The 19,026-nt window shown below is 68.0% G+C and carries 20 protein-coding genes and 1 pseudogene; 17 read left to right on the forward strand and 4 right to left on the reverse strand.

Annotated features, from left to right (window positions below):
• From Q0716_RS09420 to ftsH, 4 genes are all read left to right on the forward strand, one after another.
• Positions 1 to 957, forward strand: a 957-nt coding sequence (locus tag Q0716_RS09420; RefSeq protein ID WP_299022517.1) for an FIST C-terminal domain-containing protein, incomplete at its 5' end; no start/stop codon positions are given.
• 73 nt (positions 958 to 1,030) lie between these two features.
• Positions 1,031 to 1,999 (forward strand): DnaJ C-terminal domain-containing protein, encoded by a 969-nt coding sequence (locus Q0716_RS09425; protein ID WP_299022519.1) that lies wholly within the window; start codon positions 1,031 to 1,033, stop codon positions 1,997 to 1,999.
• Positions 2,000 to 2,001: 2 nt separating this feature from the next.
• Entirely contained in the window at positions 2,002 to 2,313 is a 312-nt protein-coding gene (locus Q0716_RS09430; RefSeq protein WP_299022522.1) for a MerR family transcriptional regulator, read from the forward strand.
• Between the two features lie 15 nt (positions 2,314 to 2,328).
• Positions 2,329 to 4,170, forward strand: coding sequence for an ATP-dependent zinc metalloprotease FtsH (gene ftsH / locus Q0716_RS09435; RefSeq protein ID WP_299022524.1), 1,842 nt, complete (start codon positions 2,329 to 2,331; stop codon positions 4,168 to 4,170).
• 15 nt (positions 4,171 to 4,185) lie between these two features.
• Here ftsH and tgt read toward each other — a convergent pair whose 3' ends face one another.
• On the reverse strand, positions 4,186 to 5,370 hold the full coding sequence (gene tgt, locus Q0716_RS09440) for a tRNA guanosine(34) transglycosylase Tgt (protein WP_299022526.1): 1,185 nt from the start codon (positions 5,368 to 5,370) through the stop codon (positions 4,186 to 4,188).
• Between the two features lie 29 nt (positions 5,371 to 5,399).
• Positions 5,400 to 6,470 carry a tRNA preQ1(34) S-adenosylmethionine ribosyltransferase-isomerase QueA gene (gene queA / locus Q0716_RS09445; RefSeq protein WP_299022528.1) on the reverse strand — a complete coding sequence of 357 codons (1,071 nt, stop codon included), beginning with the start codon at positions 6,468 to 6,470 and terminating at the stop codon, positions 5,400 to 5,402.
• A gap of 124 nt (positions 6,471 to 6,594) precedes the next feature.
• On the opposite strand from queA, the pseudogene Q0716_RS09450 reads away from it, so the two are divergent.
• The 3 genes and pseudogenes from Q0716_RS09450 to Q0716_RS09460 form a co-directional block, all read left to right on the forward strand.
• A pseudogene (locus Q0716_RS09450) lies at positions 6,595 to 6,960 on the forward strand (ParA family protein); the annotation flags it as partial.
• An 80-nt stretch (positions 6,961 to 7,040) separates the two neighbouring features.
• Positions 7,041 to 8,129, forward strand: coding sequence for a calcium/sodium antiporter (locus tag Q0716_RS09455; RefSeq protein ID WP_299022530.1), 1,089 nt, complete (start codon positions 7,041 to 7,043; stop codon positions 8,127 to 8,129).
• A gap of 137 nt (positions 8,130 to 8,266) precedes the next feature.
• Positions 8,267 to 9,310: a diguanylate cyclase gene (locus Q0716_RS09460; protein ID WP_299022532.1), complete on the forward strand. Its 1,044-nt coding sequence runs from the start codon at positions 8,267 to 8,269 to the stop codon at positions 9,308 to 9,310.
• Between the two features lie 19 nt (positions 9,311 to 9,329).
• On the opposite strand, the gene Q0716_RS09465 is transcribed toward Q0716_RS09460, so the two are convergent.
• Positions 9,330 to 10,847: a diguanylate cyclase gene (locus Q0716_RS09465; protein ID WP_299022534.1), complete on the reverse strand. Its 1,518-nt coding sequence runs from the start codon at positions 10,845 to 10,847 to the stop codon at positions 9,330 to 9,332.
• A 146-nt stretch (positions 10,848 to 10,993) separates the two neighbouring features.
• Between Q0716_RS09465 and recG the strand changes: the two genes are divergently transcribed.
• The 3 genes from recG (at position 10,994) to ubiA (ending at position 15,030) form a co-directional block, all read left to right on the forward strand.
• On the forward strand, positions 10,994 to 13,105 hold the full coding sequence (gene recG, locus Q0716_RS09470; RefSeq protein ID WP_299022536.1) for an ATP-dependent DNA helicase RecG: 2,112 nt from the start codon (positions 10,994 to 10,996) through the stop codon (positions 13,103 to 13,105).
• Between the two features lie 75 nt (positions 13,106 to 13,180).
• Complete coding sequence (locus tag Q0716_RS09475; protein WP_299022539.1) at positions 13,181 to 14,149, forward strand: hydrogen peroxide-inducible genes activator; 969 nt, start codon at positions 13,181 to 13,183, stop codon at positions 14,147 to 14,149.
• A complete protein-coding gene (ubiA, locus tag Q0716_RS09480) occupies positions 14,131 to 15,030 on the forward strand; it encodes a 4-hydroxybenzoate octaprenyltransferase (protein ID WP_299022541.1) in 900 nt (299 codons plus the stop codon). Before Q0716_RS09475 ends, ubiA begins: the two co-directional genes overlap by 19 nt.
• Positions 15,031 to 15,046: 16 nt before the next feature.
• On the opposite strand, the gene proC is transcribed toward ubiA, so the two are convergent.
• The gene (gene proC, locus Q0716_RS09485) at positions 15,047 to 15,907 is read right to left on the reverse strand and encodes a pyrroline-5-carboxylate reductase (RefSeq protein WP_299022542.1); all 861 of its coding nucleotides are present in this window, start codon (positions 15,905 to 15,907) and stop codon (positions 15,047 to 15,049) included.
• 282 nt (positions 15,908 to 16,189) lie between these two features.
• On the opposite strand from proC, the gene rplN reads away from it, so the two are divergent.
• The 7 genes from rplN to Q0716_RS09520 form a co-directional block, all read left to right on the forward strand.
• Positions 16,190 to 16,558: a 50S ribosomal protein L14 gene (rplN, locus tag Q0716_RS09490; RefSeq protein WP_043700216.1), complete on the forward strand. Its 369-nt coding sequence runs from the start codon at positions 16,190 to 16,192 to the stop codon at positions 16,556 to 16,558.
• A 9-nt stretch (positions 16,559 to 16,567) separates the two neighbouring features.
• Positions 16,568 to 16,888, forward strand: a complete 321-nt coding sequence (gene rplX / locus Q0716_RS09495) for a 50S ribosomal protein L24 (RefSeq protein ID WP_299022561.1) — start codon at positions 16,568 to 16,570, stop codon at positions 16,886 to 16,888.
• Between the two features lie 2 nt (positions 16,889 to 16,890).
• Complete coding sequence (gene rplE / locus Q0716_RS09500) at positions 16,891 to 17,430, forward strand: 50S ribosomal protein L5 (protein WP_299022563.1); 540 nt, start codon at positions 16,891 to 16,893, stop codon at positions 17,428 to 17,430.
• Between the two features lie 8 nt (positions 17,431 to 17,438).
• Positions 17,439 to 17,744 (forward strand): 30S ribosomal protein S14, encoded by a 306-nt coding sequence (rpsN, locus tag Q0716_RS09505; RefSeq protein WP_299022565.1) that lies wholly within the window; start codon positions 17,439 to 17,441, stop codon positions 17,742 to 17,744.
• A gap of 20 nt (positions 17,745 to 17,764) precedes the next feature.
• Positions 17,765 to 18,160 carry a 30S ribosomal protein S8 gene (gene rpsH, locus Q0716_RS09510; RefSeq protein WP_299022568.1) on the forward strand — a complete coding sequence of 132 codons (396 nt, stop codon included), beginning with the start codon at positions 17,765 to 17,767 and terminating at the stop codon, positions 18,158 to 18,160.
• A gap of 25 nt (positions 18,161 to 18,185) precedes the next feature.
• Positions 18,186 to 18,719, forward strand: a complete 534-nt coding sequence (gene rplF, locus Q0716_RS09515) for a 50S ribosomal protein L6 (protein ID WP_299022571.1) — start codon at positions 18,186 to 18,188, stop codon at positions 18,717 to 18,719.
• A gap of 11 nt (positions 18,720 to 18,730) precedes the next feature.
• Positions 18,731 to 19,026: 50S ribosomal protein L18 (locus Q0716_RS09520; protein ID WP_299022573.1), on the forward strand; the 296-nt coding region annotated here is incomplete at its 3' end.

Here is a 19,026-nt window from a genome sequence, read left to right on the forward strand (position 1 = left end):
GCCCCCCTGGGCGCGACGCAGGGGCCGGAGGGCTTCATTCCGCAAACCGCGCTGGTGCACGCCGACCCCACGGCGCCCGACTTGGCCGAGCTGCTGCAGGAGCTGGCCGAGCGTACGCTGGGCCACTACCTGTTTGGTGGCTTGGTCGCCAGCCGGGCGGGTTCGGTGCAGATGGCGTGTGCGAGCCAGGGCGGCCTGGCCGGGCACGGGCGCGAGGCTGCGGTCGGCTTGTTTCGTGGCGGCTTCAGCGGCGTGGCCTTCGGCCCGGACGTGGGGATCGTCTCGCGCGTCACACAAGGCGTGCGCGCGGTCGGCCCCGCACACCGGGTGAGCGCCGCCCACGCCAATCGGGTCGAGTCGCTCGACGGCCAGCCAGCGCTGGATGTGGTGTTGCAAGACCTGGGTTTGTCACTGGACGATCTGACGGCCGTCATCGGCCGCCTGCGCCAGACGCTGGTGGGCCTGCAGGCGCCGGTCGCACGCCCCGCGTCGGCCGCCGCGCCGCTGACCGGTCGCGTGCCGCTGCGCCTGGGCGACGACGTGCTGGTGCGCCACCTGGTCGGCATCGATCCGCTGCGACGCGCGGTCGTGGTTGCCGACGAAGTGCCCACCGGCGCTCTGTTGACCCTGTGCGAGCGCCACGTGCAGGCGGCGCGGGCCGACTTGGTGCGCATCTGCGCCGAAATCCGCGACGAGCTCAGCCCCGAGGGGGACGACACGACCGACCCCACCCAGCGCATCGCCGGGGCCATCTACGTCAGTTGCAACGGGCGCGGCGGTGCCCACTTCGGTGGCCCCAGCGCGGAGTTGCAGATCGTGCGTCAAGCCTTGGGAGATGTGCCGCTGGCGGGCTTTTTCGCCGCTGGCGAGATCGCCCATCACCGTTTGTATGGCTATACCGGCGTGTTGACCGTGTTCGTGGCCGATGCGGCGGATCCCTCGGGCGCGGGTGGTTGAGGGTGGTGGTTGAAATCGCGGCCACCGCCCCTCATTTGCAACCGATCGAATCAACCACGAAAGGGGTACGCGCGTGGATTTCAAGGACTACTACGCGGTGCTGGGGGTGGCGCGCGACGCCAGCGCTGACGACATCAAGAAGGCCTATCGCAAGCTGGCGCGCAAATACCATCCGGACGTCAGTACCGAGCCCGACGCGGCGCAACGCATGAGCGAGGTCAACGAGGCATACGCGGTGCTGTCAGACCCAGAAAAGCGCGCGGCCTACGACCGGCTGGCGCAAGGCCACCGGGCGGGACAGTCGTTCACGCCGCCGCCGGACTGGGACGCGGGCTTCGAGTTTCATGGCGCGCCCGAGGGCATGGACGCCGAGGCGTTCAGCGATTTTTTCAGCGAGCTCTTTGGCCGCATGGGGGCCGCCCGCGCGGGCGCCAACCGCCGGCGTGCCCATGCCGCCCCCGGGCGGGGCGAAGACCACCACGCCAAAGTGGTGCTGGATCTGGAAGAGGCATGGCGTGGGGGCACGCGGATGCTGACGCTGCAAGTGCCCGAGCTGGATGCCCAGGGCCGCGTGGCGCTGCGCAACCGCACGCTGGAAGTCAAGATTCCGGCCGGCGTGCGACCGGGGCAGCTGATCCGCTTGGCCGGGCAGGGCGGGCCGGGGCAGCCGGCGGGCGACCTGTACCTGGAGGTGGTGGTACGCCCGCACCCGCGCTACCGGCTCGACGGCAAGACCCTCATCGCGGATCTGCCGCTGGCGCCGTGGGAGGCAGCCTTGGGCGCGGTCGTGCCCGTGACCCTGCCCGACGGCAGCACGCTGAAAGTGCGCGTGCCTGCCAATAGTCAGGCCGGACAGACCCTGACCGTGCGCGGCAAGGGACTGCCCGCGCGCGAGCCGGGCGACCTGGAGCTGCAGTTGCGGGTGATCCTGCCCAGCGCCTATGACCCCCGGGCCCGGGCCCTGTACGAAAAGATGGCGGCCGAGCTGAGCGATTTCGACGCCCGCAAGGTGGCTGCCGCCGAAGCCGAGAGGAGCCACTGACCATGGAGCTGAACGTGTTGCGCATCGACATCGCCCAGGACGCCCCGGGCCTGGACGCTGAGGCGCTGTGTCGCGCCGCCGGGGTATCGCTGGCCTGGTGGCACGCCGCGGTACAGGCCGGGTGGATCGGCACGGCCGCGTCGGCGGAGGCGGCAGGGACCTACGACGCCGCCACGCTGCGCCGGGTGCGCCGCCTGGCGTGGTTGCAGCGCCACTTCGACGCCGACCCCGAGTTGGCCGCGCTGGTGGTGGATTTGGAAGAAGAAATCGCGCGCCTGCGCGCCCAGTTGCGGCGCCTGGGCCAGGCGGTGTGAGGCGGGAGGACACCGATGAACCCCGATCCGAAGACCTCCTGGAACGTCGGCTACTGGGTGCTGGCGTTCGTGTTGCTGTTGTGGTTCCAAAACGTGTGGCAGACCGCGCGCACGGTCGAGCCCGTGCCCTACAGCGCGTTCGAGCAGGCGCTGGCCGAGGGCCGGGTGGCCGAGGTCATCGTCGGCGAGACCACCATCACCGGCCGCCTCAAGACCCCCGACGCCAGCGGCAAGACCGTCATCGTCGCCAACCGCGTCGAGCCCCAGTTGGCCGAACGCCTGAGCCGCTACGACGTGCCCTACACGCGCGTGGTGGAGAGCACTTGGCTGCGCGACCTGCTGTCGTGGGTGGTGCCGGCACTGGTGTTTTTTGCGCTGTGGTTTTTCGTCGTGCGCCGGGTGTTGGAGCGCCAAGGCATGGGCGGCTTCATGAGCATCGGCAAAAGCCGCGCCAAGGTCTATGTCGAAAAAGACACCGGCGTGACCTTCGACGACGTGGCCGGGGTCGACGAGGCCAAGGCCGAGCTGCAGGAGATCGTGGCCTTTTTGAAAGACCCGCAGGGCTATGGTCGGCTGGGCGCGCGCGCGCCCAAGGGTGTGCTGTTGGTGGGGCCGCCGGGGACCGGCAAGACCCTGCTGGCCAAGGCGGTGGCGGGCGAAGCGGGCGTGCCGTTTTTTAGCATCAGCGGCAGCGAATTCGTCGAGATGTTCGTGGGCGTGGGCGCGGCGCGCGTGCGCGACCTGTTCGAGCAGGCGCGCGCCAAGGCGCCGGCCATCATCTTTATCGACGAGCTCGATGCGCTGGGGCGCGCGCGGTCGGCGGGCGGCCCCATCGGTGGGCACGACGAGCGCGAGCAGACCCTCAACCAGCTGCTGGTGGAGCTCGACGGCTTCGACAGCACCTCGGGCCTGGTGCTGCTGGCGGCCACCAACCGGCCGGAGATTCTGGATCCAGCACTGCTGCGCGCGGGCCGCTTCGACCGCCAAGTGCTGGTGGACCGGCCCGATAAGGCCGGGCGCGTGCAAATCTTGCGCGTGCACGCGCGCAAGATTCGCTTGGCAAGCGACGTCGATCTGGAGCAGATCGCGGCGCTGACGCCCGGGTTTTCCGGGGCTGATTTGGCCAACCTGTGCAACGAAGCGGCGCTGGCCGCTACGCGCCGCGGTGCCGAGGCCGTGGCGCTGGCCGACTTTACCGCCGCCATCGAGCGCATCGTCGCCGGGCTGGAGAAGAAAAATCGCCTGCTCAACCCACGCGAGCGCGAAATCGTGGCGTATCACGAGATGGGGCACGCCCTGGTGGCGCTGGCACTGCCCGGAACCGACCCGGTGCATAAGGTTTCCATCATCCCCCGCGGCATCGGCGCGTTGGGCTACACCATCCAGCGCCCCACCGAAGACCGCTATTTGATGACGCGCGAGGAGCTGGAGCGCAAGATCATGGTGCTGCTGGGCGGCCGGGCGGCGGAAAAGCTGGTCTTCGGTCACTTGTCCACCGGGGCGGCGGATGACATCGCCAAGGTGACCGACATCGCGCGCGACATGGTGATGCGCTACGGTATGGACGAGTCCCTGGGCTACATCGCCTATGAGGCGCAGCGGCCGCAGTTTCTGGACGTGCCGGGCCTGGCCAGCGGGGGCTGTCCGCGCAGCCCCGAGACGCAAGCCCGCATCGACGAAGCGGTGCGCCGCATTGTCATGGACGCGTTCGAGCGTGCCTGCGCGATTTTGCAGCAACACCGCGCGCTGCTGGAGCGCTGCGCGCGCGAGCTGCTGCAGCGTGAAACCCTGGACGAAGCGCAGCTGCGTGCGCTCACGGCCGAGCTGCGCCCGGCGGCGCAGGCGCCAGCCGCTTGACGGGCACGGTGCTCCTCACACCCCGCGCGCGCGGTCGTGGGCAAAGCGGGCGCGAAAGTCGGCAAACGTGCCCACCTCCAGCGCCGCGCGCACCTCGCGCATCAGCTGCAGGTAGTAGTGCAGGTTGTGAATGGTGGTGAGCATCGGCCCCAGCATCTCGCCGCAGCGGTCCAGGTGGTGCAGGTAGGCGCGCGAAAACCCCTCGCGCCCGCCGTCGTTCCACGACACGCCGCTCGTGCCCGCACACGCGTAGCAGGTGCAACTGGGGTCGATCGGCAGCGGGTCGGCCTTGTGGCGCGCGTTGCGAATTTTCAGGTCGCCGTGGCGGGTAAAGAGCGTGCCGTTGCGCGCGTTGCGTGTGGGCATGACGCAGTCGAACATGTCCACGCCACAGGCCACGCCCTCGACCAAGTCCTCGGGCGTGCCCACGCCCATCAGGTAGCGCGGTTTGTGTGCGGGCAGGCGGTGCGGCGTGTGCGCCATGATGCGGCGCATCTCCTCCTTGGGTTCGCCCACGCTCACCCCACCGATGGCGTAACCGGGCAAGTCCATCTCGACCAGTGCCTCGAGCGACTCCTGGCGCAGGTGTTCGTACATACCGCCTTGCACGATGCCAAACAGGGCGTTGCGGTTGCCTAGGCGTTCGAATTCGGCCTTGGAGCGCCACGCCCAGCGCAGGCTCATCTCCATGCTCTGGCGCGCCTCGGCCTCGGTGGTGACGTGGCCGCTGGCCTTGTCGCCCTGCCAGTAGGGCGTGCACTCGTCGAGCTGCATCACGATGTCGCTGTCGAGCACGGTCTGGATTTGCATGCTCACCTCCGGCGACAGGAACAGCCGGTCGCCGTTGACGGGCGAGGCGAAGTGCACGCCCTCTTCGGTGATCTTGCGCATCGCGCCCAGCGACCAAACTTGAAAGCCCCCTGAATCGGTCAGGATGGGGCGGTGCCACTGCTCGAAGCGGTGCAGGCCGCCGAAGGTGCGGATCACGTCCAGCCCCGGACGCATCCACAGGTGAAACGTGTTGCCCAGAATGATTTGGGCGCCCATCTCGTGCAGGCTGCGCGGCATGACGCCCTTGACAGTGCCGTAGGTGCCCACCGGCATGAAGATGGGTGTCTCGACCACCCCGTGGTTGAGCGTGAGCCGAGCGCGGCGGGCATGCGACGTGGGGTCGGTCGCCAGAATCTGAAATTGCAGCATCGCAGGATGTTATCGCGCCGCGTGGGTCGTCACGTGGCCCGCTGCAGCAGCATGGCGTCGCCGTAGCTGAAGAAGCGGTAGCGCTGCTGCACGGCGTGCCGGTACAGGGCCATGATGGGGTCGTAGCCGGCAAACGCGCTGACCAGCATCATGAGCGTGCTGCGTGGCAGGTGGAAATTGGTGATGAGTGCGTCGACCACCCGGAAGTCGAAGCCCGGCGTGATGAAGATGTCGGTGTCGCCCTCGGTGGCACCGGTACGCGCCCAGCTCTCCAGCGTGCGCACCGTGGTGGTGCCGACCGCGACGATGCGCCCGCCGTCGCGGCGCGTGCGCGCGAGCGCCGCCAGCGTCTCGGTGGGGATGCGGTACCACTCGCGGTGCATGCGGTGCTGCCGCACGTCCTCGACCTTGACCGGCTGGAACGTGCCTGCCCCCACGTGCAGCGTGACGAAGGCGGTGTGCACACCGCGCGCTTGCAAGGCCGCCAGTACCCCCTCGTCGAAGTGCAGCGCCGCCGTCGGGGCGGCCACGGCGCCAGGGTGTTTGGCAAAGACGGTCTGATAGCGCTGGGCGTCTTCGGGCGTGTCGGCGTGTTCGATGTAGGGGGGCAGCGGCACGTGGCCGTGGCGCTCCATCAGGGTGTACGGGTCGCCGGACAAGCGCAGCCGAAACAGCGGCCCGTCGGCGTCGGGCCAGCGCCCCAGCAAAGTGGCGGTGAAGGCGTGCTGCCCATCGGCACCGATGGCCATGCGCAGCACGGTGCCGGGGGTGGGCTTTTTGCTCACCTTCATGTGTGCCACCACCTCGCCGTCGCCCAGTACGCGTTCGATCAGCAGCTCCAACTTGCCACCGGAGGATTTTTCGCCAAACAGGCGCGCCTTGACCACCTGCGTATCGTTGAACACCAGCAGGTCGCCCGGCTGCAGCAGCGCGGGCAGGTCACGAAAGGTGCGGTCCACCGGTGGCCAGGTGCGGCCATCGAGCAGGCGCGAGGCGCTGCGCTCCGGTGTGGGGTGCTGGGCAATGAGTTCGGGTGGCAGCTCGAAGTCGAAGTCGCTCGTGCGCCACGAGCGCTGGGTGGTGGAGGGGTGAGGGATCATGCGCTCGAGGGCCGGACGGGCCCGTACCAAGTCGAAGGAGGCGTTATTCTGCCACGGCAGGGGTGACCGTTCGCTGTCAGCCCCGTCCCGTAGGATCGCGGGTGATGTCGGCGCGTGGCCGACCAGCGCGCTCATGGGCGCCAGCGGCTGCCTGATTCCGTTCGACTGCGACGCGTTCGCGCGTCACGCGCTCTACGCCTTGCTCGACGATGTGGCCGAGATTCGCGCCGACCATAACCCGGGGTTGGCCGTGCGCGGTATCGTGGTCAACCAATTCCAGGCGCGCGCCGCCTTGCCCGCGCGGCTGGTGCAGGCGTTGCGCGACGAGGGGTTGCTCGTGCTCGAGCCTTTCGTGCCTGCGTCGGTCAAGGTGCGTGAGTCGCATGAGCGTGCCTGCCCGCTCATCCATCTGGACGCGCGACACCCGGTGACGCAGGCCTACGTCGCGCTATATGAGCGGCTGATACCCTCTGCGGACGGTGCGGGTTGATCCGTGTCCCCCATGGGGGCGCGCAGGTATCGGCTACAGTCGCGACCACGAAATCATCCCCGTGGTGGAGGGCTTTGCACATGTGGTGGGAATTGCTGATGTTCGTGGGCGGTCTGGTTGCGCTGGTGGCCGGGGCGGACTTGTTGGTGCGCGGCGCGTCCAAACTGGCGCTGTCGCTGGGGATTTCGCCGCTGCTGGTTGGGCTGACGGTGGTGGCGCTGGGCACCAGCGCGCCCGAGATGGCGGTCTCCACGGGCGCCGTGCTGTCCGGCCGTAACGATATTGCGGTGGGCAACGTGGTGGGCAGCAACATCTTCAATGTGTTGTTCATCCTGGGCATCAGCGCGCTCATCACGCCGCTCGTCGTCAACGTGCAGCTGATTCGGCAGGAAGTCCCGATCATGATCGGCGCTGCCTTGCTGCTGGTGGTGCTGGGCCTGGACGGCACGCTATCGGCGTGGGAGGGGATCGGCTTTCTGGTGCTGCTTGCTGCCTACGTGACGTTTTTGGTGTGGCAGTCGCGCCGCGCCACGGCGAGCGAGGTCGCCGAGTTCGACGCCGAGCTCACGCCACCCGACCCCAGCGCCTGGGATGGCAAGTGGCCGGTGCAGCTCGCGCTGATCGTCGCGGGGTTGGCGCTGCTGGTGCTGGGGTCGGACTGGTTGGTGAGTGCCGCGGTCGCAGCGGCCAAGGCGCTGGGGGTGAGTGACCTCGTGATCGGCCTGACGATCGTCGCTGCCGGCACCTCGCTGCCGGAGGTCGGGGCCTCGATTGCGGCGGCGCTCAAGGGCGAGCGCGACATCGCAGTGGGTAACGTGGTCGGCAGCAACACGTTCAACATTTTGGGCTGTCTGGGGTTGGGGGCTTCGGTCTCTGGCTCGGCGGGCTTGGTGCTGGCTCCATCGGTCATGGCGTTCGACCTGTGGGTGATGGTGGCCGTCTCGTTGGCGTGCCTGCCCGTGTTTTTGACCGGACGCGAGATCGCGCGCTGGGAAGGCGGGCTGTTCCTGGGCTACTACGTGGCCTATACCGCCTATCTGATCTTGGCGGCGCAGGCGCACGCGGCACTGCCGATGTTTTCGACGGTCATGCTCGGCTTCGTCGTGCCCCTGACCATCGTGGCGCTCATCACCAGCGTTTTGCGTGCCAGCCACGCGGGCTCGCGCTAATCCTCTGGGCGTGGCGCCGCGCGTTGCGGCACAATTCAGATACTAAAAATCGAACGTCCGTGCGGCGTTTGGGCGTCGTGGCGCGGATGACCGCCGCCGCGACGCGGGCACGACAACAGCAGAGGAGACCCGTCCCGATGCACCTGGCATCCTCTCACGCCACGAGCGCCCCCATCCATGGCGACTGGCGCGCTACGCTGCGCAGTGACTACACGCTGGCGGTACTGGCGTTGGGTGGGCTGGTAGCGGCGTTGTGGTTGGCACCCTTTGCGGTGTGGCGGGCGCTTACCGGCAATTGGGTGGCTGCGGTCAGCGACACGGTGCTGGCGCTGGCCATCGGGGGCGCCGCCGTGTATGCCTGGCGCACGGGCGACACGCGCTGGCCCGGGCGCATCATGGCCATCGCCATCGTGGGGGGCATCTGGGCGATCGGTGCTGCGGCGCAGTTTGCGGCCCTGTTCTGGGCGTACCCGGGGGTGCTGATGATGTTTTTTCTGGTTCCGGCGTCCGTGGCGGCGGTGCTGGGGGTGTTGGCCGTCGCCGGCGCCGCCATCCTGTCGTGGCCTGAACTCGGGGGGACACAGGGGCTGCCGTTTTTCATCATCACCAACGTCCTGACGGGGGTATTCGGCTATTTGGTTTCGCAGCAGGCGCACACGCGGATCACGCGCTGGCAGACGCTGAGCCTGATCGACCCTCTCACCGGCGTTGGCAACCGGCGGCTGTTGGAGGCGGAGTGCTCACAGGCGTTCACCGGCCAGCGCTCGGCCGGCACGCTTGCCGTGGTCGATCTGGACCACTTCAAGTCGATCAACGACCGCTTCGGACACGACAGGGGCGACGCCGTGCTGCGCGATACCGCATCCGTGGTGCAGTCGGCCTTGCGCAAGACGGACCGGTTGTACCGTTTCGGTGGCGAGGAGTTCGTCGTCTGGCTGGCCGAGACCGACGCGACGGCCGCGCTGTCGGTGCTGGAGCGTATACGCCAGCGGGTGCGCGAGCAGGTGCGGCTGGACGGCGAGCCCGTGACCTTTTCGGCGGGGGTGGCGGTTCATGCTCCGCCAGAGTCGTGGCAGGATGTCTTGGCGCGGGCGGATGCCGCGCTGTACCGCGCCAAACGGGAGGGGCGCGATCGCATCCTGCTCGCGGGTGCCGGGGACGCCCAGCCGGGGCAGTCCTGAGCGGCGCTGGGCGCGCTGCTCAGCCCGCGGGTGTGCGGTCGCTGCGGCGTCGGGTCGGTGCGTGATGTTCGTAGTAACGCGCTTTGTCTTCGTACATGGCGCGGTCGGCCGCCTGTAAGGCGGCCTCGAGCGAGCCGCCAGTGGGGCAGACTGCCAGTCCCATGGACAGCGACAACGTCCGCCCGGGATAGAACTGGTTGTTCAACTCCAAAACTTGCTGGATTTGGGCCTGTACCTCCTGTGCGCCCGCCTCATCGCAGCCAGGGAGCAGAACGACGAATTCATCGCCCCCGATGCGCGCGGCCACCCCCGGCGCGTCCACGGCTTTGCCCAAGACCTCGCCGGCCCGACGCAGCAGCGCGTCGCCCGCTGCGTGGCCCAGATCATCATTGACCTCTTTGAGCCCGTTGACATCGATGGCCAACACGGCCACGGGCCATGGACCTTTGCGCGCCAACCGTGACAGTTCTTCGTTGAAGAAGGCTCGGTTTCGCAGCCGTGTCAGCACGTCGTGCTTGCCAAGATACTCCAGGTAGGCCTCGGCCTTTTTGCGGGCAGTGATGTCGACCAGCGAGACCAGCACCAGATCCCAGCAGTCCAGATGGTCTTCGAGCACGGCAAATTGCATATGCAAGTGCAGGGTGTCGCCAGCGAGCGAGTGGTTGATCACCTCGCGCTCCTGCGTGTAGCGGCCCGCCCACAACTCGTGCAGCTGCTCGGCGAAGGACTCGGTCATCTCGTCGCGAAAGATTTCGTGCAAACGGGCCAATAGAGTGGTTTTGTCGGGCGCACCGAAGAGTTTGAGCGTTTGGCGGTTGACGTCGATCACCCGGATTTCCTGCATGCACCGGGTCACGAACTCCGGGTGGACTTTCAAAAAGACGCGAAAGTCCTCGATACCACTGCGGCGCACTTCGTCGAGCAGCGCTTTGACGGCGGAGAAATCTTCCACCCACAGCGACACGGGGGATCGTTCGAACAGATCGCGGGCGTAGCGTTCGCTGGCGCTCAGGCTGTTTTCGGCGCGGATGCGCGCGGTGAGGTCTTCCAATGAGACCAACACCCGGTCCCACGTGGATTCGTGACCTGGCAAGATGCGCATGCGCACCAGTACGTCGAGCCGCTCGCCGTCGAGCGTGTAGTTGACCGTTTGGTTTTCCACCAGTGTTTGCCCGTTCCACAGTGGTAGTAGCTCGCGCACGACATGGTCACGCATCTCGTCGCGAAACACCTCGTGGAGCCGGCTGCACAACGTGGCTTGGTCAGGTGCCTTGAACAAGGCCAGTGTGCGCGGGTTGACCCGCAGCACACGCAGGCTGTGCATGCACGCTTGTATCCGTGCGGGATCTGCGGCCAGGTGCGCGGCCAAATCGGTGACCCCTTCGGCCCGCCAACGCTCGAACAGGCTGCGTAGCGCGCTAAAGTCTTCCAGCCACAACGATACCGGAGCAAGATCGAAAATGGCGTCGGAGTCGGTGTCGACCCATGGGGCGCTGGGCTCGGTGACGGGGTGTTGGCGCGGGTTCGCGGGTGGCATGGGCGGTGTGCGATGGGGCGGTACGCCATCCTAGGCGAAGGTTGCCCGTCTGTCGAGGGTCGGGCGCTGCTAGCATCGGCGCCATGGCGCGCGCATCGTCCCCAACCCGGGCCCGGCAGACGGATGCCGAGCGCGTCCCTGCGTCGGTGTCCGAATCCGGTGCCAAGGGGCGCCTGAGCGGGCCGCAGCGCGCGCTGCGTCGCTTGGGGCTGCTGCGCCCGATCGATTTGGCGTTGCATCTGCCCCTGCGCTACGAAGACCTGACGCGCGTGCAGCCACTGGCCGAGGCACGCGACGGCGACGAGGCCCTGATCGAGGGCGAGGTGCTGGCGTGCGAGATCCAGCCGCGCCCGCGCCGCCAGCTGGTGGCCACGCTCGCGGTCGCAGGCGGCGGGCGCTGCACGCTGCGCTTCTTTACGTTCTACCCCAGCCACCAGCGGGCGCTGGCGGTGGGCGCGCGGGTGCGTGCCCATGGCGAGTTGCGCGGTGGCTGGGCGGGCTGGACCATGGTGCACCCGCGCCTGCTGTCGGCCGACGCGCCGCTGTCCGATGGGCTGACACCGGTCTATCCCACGACGGCGGGCTTGCCCCAGGCCTATCTGCGCGCGGCGGTGGCGCGCGCGCTGCAGCAGGCCGACCTGAGCGAGACGGTACCCGCCGAGGCGCTGGCGGAGTTGCCGTCGTTGGGCCAACCGGCATGGTCGTTGCAGGCGGCGCTGGCGTTTTTGCACCAGCCCGACCCGCGCACTGGGCGCGCGGCGCTGGACGATCGCAGCCACCCAGCGTGGCAGCGCCTCAAGGCCGAGGAGCTGCTGGCGCAGCAGTTGGCGCAAGTGCAGGCGCGGCAGGCGCGTGACGCCTTGCGCGCGCCCGTGCTGCGCGCCCGCGAGGGAGGGTTGCCGCAGCAGTTGCAAGCCGCCCTGCCGTTTGCCTTGACCGGCGCCCAGCGGCGCGTGCTGGGCGACATCGCGGCCGACCTGGCCCGCCCCACGCCGATGCACCGCTTGTTGCAGGGCGACGTCGGCAGCGGCAAGACCGTGGTGGCCGCGCTGGCCGCCGCCATCGCCATCGACGCCGGCTGGCAGTGCGCCCTGATGGCGCCCACCGAAATCTTGGCCGAGCAGCACTTCGGCAAGATGGTGCAGTGGCTGGAGCCGCTGCTGGCGCCGCTAGGGCGCAGCGTGGCGTGGCTGACCGGCAGCCAGCCGCGGGCGCAGCGGCAGGCGATGCTCGAGCGCATCGCCGCGGGCGAGGCGGCGCTGGTCGTGGGCACGCACGCCGTCATCCAGGCGCAGGTCACCTTCGCTCGGCTGGGGCTGGCCGTCATCGACGAGCAGCACCGCTTCGGTGTCGCGCAGCGGCTGGCGCTGCGGCAAAAGTCGGCAGGCGCCAGTGGCGTCGAGCCGCATCTGTTGATGATGAGCGCCACCCCGATCCCGCGCACGCTGGCCATGAGCGTGTACGCCGATCTCGATGTCTCGACCATCGACGAGCTGCCTCCGGGTCGCAGCCCGATCGTGACCAAGGTGCTGGCCGAGCGCCGACGCCCCGAAGTGATCGAGCGCATCCGTGCCCAGGTGGCGCAGGGGCGCCAGGTCTATTGGGTGTGCCCGCTGATCGAGGACAGCGAGGCGCTCGACCTGCGCGCGGCCACCGCGACCCACGCCGAGCTGACGAGCGCGCTGGCGGGCGTGCGCGGGCCGCACGGTGAGCCGGTACGCGTGGGCCTGCTGCACGCGCGCTTGCCCGTGGCGGAGAAAAAGGCCATCATGGCAGCGTTCGCCGCGGGCGAGCTGGCGGTACTGGTCAGCACCACCGTCATCGAGGTGGGGGTGGACGTGCCGAATGCGTCGTTGATGGTGATCGAGCACGCCGAGCGCTTCGGGCTCAGCCAGTTGCACCAGTTGCGCGGGCGGGTCGGACGCGGATCGGTCGCCTCCGTCTGCCTGCTGCTCTACAGCGCGGGCGAGGGGGGGCGCGTGAGCGAGGCCGCGCGCGAGCGCCTGCGTGCGATGGCCGAAACGCAAGACGGCTTCGAGATCGCGCGCCGCGACCTGGCCATCCGTGGGCCGGGCGAGTTTTTGGGTGCGCGCCAGTCCGGGGCGCCGCTGCTGCGCTTTGCCGACTTGCAGACCGACGAGCCGCTCATCGAGTGGGCGCGCCGCTGGGCGCCACGGCTGTGGGCTAGCGACCCGGCGCGGGCGCAGCGCCACCTGCAGCGTTGGTTGGGCGGCAAGATAGACTATCTGAAGGCATGAGCCGATAATTCGGCTTTGCCCTTCGGTTCTCGCCGAGAGTCGCTGACGGGGGCAGTCTGCTGGAGTGTGTGGCGCATGACCCTGACCGAACTCAAATACGTCGTCGCGGTGGCGCGAGAACGCCACTTCGGCCGGGCGGCCGAGGCTTGCTTCGTCTCGCAGCCGACGCTGTCGGTGGCCATCAAAAAGTTGGAAGAAGAGCTCGAGGTCAAGATCTTCGAGCGCAGCGCGAGCGAGGTCACGGTCACGCCGTTGGGCGAGGAAATCGTGCGCCAGGCGCAGGTGGTGCTGGAGCAGGCCGCCGCCATCAAGGAAATCGCCAAGCGCGGCAAAGACCCGCTGGCGGGGCCGCTGCGGCTGGGCCTGATCTACACCATCGCCCCGTACCTACTGCCCGATTTGGTGCGCCAAGTCATCGAGCGCGCGCGCCAGATGCCCCTCATCCTGCAGGAAAACTTCACCGCCCGGCTGCTGGAGCAGCTGCGTCTGGGCGAGCTGGACGCGGCCATCCTGGCCGAGCCGTTTCCGGAAGCCAACTTGGCGGTGGCGCCGTTGTACGACGAGCCGTTCGTCGCCGTCGTGCCGCGGGACCATCCGCTGGCGGCGCGCGCGTCCATCACGGCCGAGGAGCTCAAGCGCGAGACCATGTTGCTGCTGGGCAACGGGCATTGTTTTCGCGATCACGTGCTGCAGGTCTGCCCGGAGTTTGCGCGCTTTTCCGACCAGGCCGAGGGCATCCAGAAGAGCTTCGAGGGCTCGTCGCTGGAGACGATCAAGCACATGGTGGCCGCCGGCATGGGGGTCACGCTGGTGCCCCAGTTGTCGGTACCCAAGGGCGCGCTCGACCCCGCCACGCGCGAGACGCTGGCCGCCAGCGCTCCCGGCGACGCGGGCTACGTGCGCTACATCCCGTTTGCCGGCGAGCCGCCGACGCGGCGCGTCGTGCTGGCGTGGCGGCGCAGCTTTACGCGCTACGAAGCCATCGCCGCCTTGCGCAACGCCGTCTATGCCTGTGAGTTGCCCGGATGCAAGCGTCTGACCTGATGTCCCCGCCCCCACCGCCTGCCTGGCGCGCACGCCTGGCCTTGTACCTGGACTTGATCCGCTGGGACCGCCCGGCTGGCTGGCTGTTGCTGCTGTGGCCGACGCTGTCGGCGCTGTGGCTGGCGGCGGGCGGTTGGCCGGGCTGGCACCTGCTGGTGGTGTTCGTGGCGGGCACCATCCTGATGCGCAGCGCCGGCTGCTGCGTCAACGACGTGGCCGACCGCGAGTTCGACCGGCACGTCAAGCGCACCGCGCAACGCCCGGTCACCAGCGGGCGCATCAGCGCGCGCGAAGCGCTGGCGGTCGGTGCGGCATTGGCGCTGGTGGCCTTTGCCCTCGTGCTGACCACGAATCCGGTGGCGGTGGCCTGGTCGTTCGCGGCGCTGGCGGTGGCCGTCGTCTATCCCTACACCAAACGCTTTTTCTCCATGCCGCAGGCGGTGCTGGGGGTCGCCTTCAGCTTTGGCATTCCGATGGCGTTTGCCGCCGTGCGCGGCGAGGTGCCGCCACTGGCCTGGGGCCTGTTGCTGGCCAACGCCTTTTGGGTGCTGGCATATGACACCGAGTATGCGATGGTCGACCGCGACGACGACCTGCGCATCGGCATCCAGACGTCGGCCATCACCCTTGGGCGTTGGGACGTGGCGGCGGTGCTCGCGTTTTACGCCCTGCACCTGGTGCTGTGGGGGGCGTTGGTCTGGCCGCTGGCAGGCGGCCCGTGGTTGGCGCTGGCGCTGGCCGTCGCGGCGGCGCAGGTGGTGTGGCACGCCTGGCTGATTCGCGACCGCAGCCGCGAGGGGTGCTTCCGGGCCTTTCGCCTCAACCACTGGCTGGGCGCCACGCTGTTTGCGGGGGTGGTGTTGCCGTTGGCGCTGCGCTGATCGCCGCGCGGCTCGCTCAAGCGCCGTAGGCGTCGCCCAGCTCCTGTGCGCGCCGCCACGCCGCCTGCATCGCGGCGCCAAAAGCGCGCTTGACACCCGCTTCCTCCAATACCGCCAGGGCCGCGGCCGTCGTGCCGCCTTTGGAGGTGACGCGCTCGCGCAGCACCTCGGGTGGTTCGCCCGCTTGCCGCGCCAGTTGCGCGGCGCCGATGAAGGTACCGATGGCCAACTCCAGCGCCACGGCGGGGGGGAGCCCCATCGCGGCGCCCGACTCCCGCATGGCCTCCAGAAAATAAAACACATACGCGGGGCCGGAGCCCGACAGCGCCGTCACCGCGTCCAGCGCCGCTTCTTCATCCACCCAGACCCAGCGGCCCGTGCCCGCGAGCAGCGCTTCGGCCAGTGCGCGGTCTTCGGTCGTCACGCCCGGCAGCGCGTACACGCCTGTCATGCCCAGCCCCACCAGTGCCGCCGTGTTGGGCATGGTGCGCACGATGCGCTCGCTGTCCAGCCACGCTTGCATGCTGGTGCAACGGATGCCCGCCGCCACGCTCACGTGCAGCGCTCCATCCAGAAACGGGGCTGCCGCACGGGCGGCTTCGCGAAACGTCTGCGGCTTGATCGCCCAAACCACGAGCCGGCTGCCACCCAGCCGCGCATCGGCCGCCGCCAGGGTGGGCACGCCAAATCGCTCTTGCAGCCGAGCGCGCGCGTCCTCTCCTGGATCCACGACGGTGATGTCGGTCGCGTGGCAGCCGGCCTGTAGCAGCGCGCCCACGATCGCACTGGCCATGTTACCGCCGCCAATGAAGGCGATGCGCTGGCCGATCAGGGGGGAGGAGGAGGGGGTTGTGACGTCGAGGGCAGGTGCGTTCATGCCACCATTGTGGGGCAAAGTGTGGTGGCGGGGGTGGGGTGATGGCGGCCTCGCCGGGGGTGTTGACACGCGACGGAAAGCCTGCAACAATACACAGCTTCGCCCAGTTGGGTGAAGACCATCTGCCCACCGAAGCAGGGCGGCGGGGTTGCCAAGCAAGCCAGGTGCACCATTGTGCGCCGCTGTTGAGCCTCTGGTGTCAATCCCTCCCCTCGCAACGACGGGCCCAAGACTGATCGCTTCGGCCGCGGTGGCCGAAGGATTCAAGTTGGGACTTTCATCATGATCCAAACGCAAACTCGACTCGATGTTGCTGACAACACGGGTGCCAAATCCGTGATGTGCATCAAGGTGCTCGGCGGCTCCAAGCGCCGCTACGCCAGCGTGGGCGACATCATCAAGGTCAGCATCAAGGAAGCCGCGCCGCGTGGCCGCGTCAAGAAGGGCGAGGTCTACAACGCGGTCGTGGTGCGCACGGCCAAGGGTATCCGCCGGCCCGATGGCGCGCTCATCAAGTTCGACGGCAACGCCGCCGTTCTGCTCAACAACAAGCTGGAGCCGATCGGCACCCGCATCTTCGGCCCGGTCACGCGCGAGCTGCGCACCGAGCGCTTCATGAAGATCGTGTCCCTGGCGCCCGAAGTTCTCTGAGGAACCGTCATGAACAAGATCCGTACAGGCGACGAAGTCATCGTCATTGCGGGGCGCGACAAAGGCAAGCGTGGCCGCGTGCTGCGCCGTGCCGACGAGGAGCGCGTGGTCGTCGAGGGTGTCAACGTGGTCAAGAAGCACGTGCGCCCCAACCCGCTCAAGGGCGTGTCGGGTGGCATCGTCGAGAAGACCATGCCGATCCACCAGTCCAACGTCGCGATCTTCAACCCGGCCACCGGCAAGGCCGACCGCGTGGGTGTGAAGGTGCTGGCCGACGGCAAAAAGGTGCGCGTCTACAAGTCCAGCGGCGAAGAAATCAAGGTGGCATGACCATGGCACGTTTCCAACAACTCTATCGCGACAAGATCGCGCCGGCGCTCAAGGCGCAGTTTGGCTACCAGTCCGTCATGGAGGTGCCGCGCATCACCAAGATCACGCTCAACATGGGTGTGGGCGAGGCCGTGGCCGACAAGAAAGTGCTGGAAAACGCCGTCGCCGACCTGACCAAGATCGCGGGCCAAAAGCCCGTCGTCACCCGGGCGCGCAAAGCCATCGCGGGCTTCAAGATCCGCGAGGGTCAGCCCATCGGTTGCATGGTCACGCTGCGCGGTGCGCGCATGTACGAGTTTCTCGATCGCTTCGTCACCATCGCGCTGCCGCGCGTGCGTGACTTCCGCGGCATCTCGGGCCGGGCGTTCGATGGCCGTGGCAACTACAACATCGGCGTCAAAGAGCAGATCATCTTCCCCGAGATCGAGTACGACAAGGTCGATGCGGTGCGTGGGCTGAACATCAGCATCACGACGACGGCCAAGACCGACGAAGAGTGCAAGGCGCTGCTCGCCGGTTTCCGTTTTCCGTTCAAGAACTGAGGTGGCCCGTGGCTAAGCAAGCTTTGCTCCAGCGTGAACTCAAGCGCGACCGGCTGGTCGCCAAGTTCGCCAACAAATACAATGAGTTGAAGGCTATCGCCAAGGACGCCAAGCGTTCGGACGAGGAGCGTGACGCGGCCCGTGCCGCGCTGCAGAAGCTGCCCCGCAACGCGAACCCGACCCGCCAGCGCAACCGCTGCGAAATCACCGGTCGCCCGCGTGGCACGTTCAAGCAATTCGGTCTGGCCCGCACCAAGATTCGCGAGCTGGCCTTCGCCGGTGAGATCCCCGGTGTGACCAAGGCCAGCTGGTAAGGCGCGAAGGAGAACCCCAAATGAGCATGAGTGATCCGATCGCCGACATGCTGACCCGCATCCGCAACGCGCAGATGGTGGACAAGGCCGTCGTGACGATGCCGGCTTCGAAGCTGAAGACCGCCATCGCCCAAGTGTTGAAGGACGAGGGTTACATCGACGGCTTCCAGGTCAAGGAAGAGGGCGGCAAGAAAGAACTCGAGATTGCCCTCAAGTACTACGCGGGCCGTCCCGTCATCGAGCGCATCGAGCGCGTCAGCCGCCCCGGGCTGCGCGTGTACCGCGGTGCCAAGTCGATTCCCCAGGTCATGAACGGGTTGGGTGTGGCCATCGTCACCACACCCAAGGGCGTCATGACCGATCGCAAGGCGCGCGCGGCCGGTGTCGGCGGCGAAGTCTTGTGCGTCGTCGCCTGATGCGAGGCAGGAAGGAGCAACGAAGATGTCTCGTGTAGCGAAAGCCGCCATCGCCATTCCGCAGGGCGTCGAGGTGGCCATTGGTCAGGACAGCATTTCTGTCAAGGGTGCGCTCGGCACGCTGAGCCTGCCGTTGAACCCGCGCGTCACCGTCAAGCAAGACGCCGGCAAACTCACGTTTGCGCCGGCGGATGCGACGCGCGAATCCGATGCCCTCAGCGGCACGGTGCGCCAGCTCGTCAACAACATGGTCATCGGGGTCAGCAAGGGCTTCGAGCGCAAGTTGACGCTGGTGGGGGTGGGTTACAAGGCCGCGGCCCAGGGCAACAAACTCAACATCAACGTGGGCTACTCGCACCCGGTCGAAATCGAGATGCCGGCCGGCATCAAGGCCGAGACGCCGACGCCGACCGAAATCCTCATCAAGGGTGCCGATCGCCAGCGCGTGGGTCAGGTGGCTGCCGAAGTCCGTGCGGTGCGTCCCCCCGAGCCTTACAAGGGTAAGGGCATCCGTTACGCGGATGAGAAGGTCGTCATCAAAGAGACCAAGAAGAAGTAAGGACTGCGAACATGTTGACCAAGAAAGAACAGCGTTTGCGTCGCGCGCGGCAGACCCGCATCCGCATCGCCCAGCAGGGCGCCGTGCGCCTGGCGGTGCACCGCACCAACCTGCACATCTACGCCAACATCATCTCGGGCGATGGCGCGCGCGTGCTGGCGTCGGCCTCCACGCTGGAGCCCGAAGTCCGTGCCCAGCTCGGCGGTGCCGGCAAGGGCGGCAACACCGCGGCGGCGGCCCTGATCGGCAAGCGCATTGCCGAGAAGGCCAAGGCGGCCGGCATCGAGAAGGTGGCGTTCGACCGCTC

The organism is uncultured Tepidimonas sp., assembly GCF_938045175.1.
Classification (GTDB): domain Bacteria; phylum Pseudomonadota; class Gammaproteobacteria; order Burkholderiales; family Burkholderiaceae_C; genus Tepidimonas.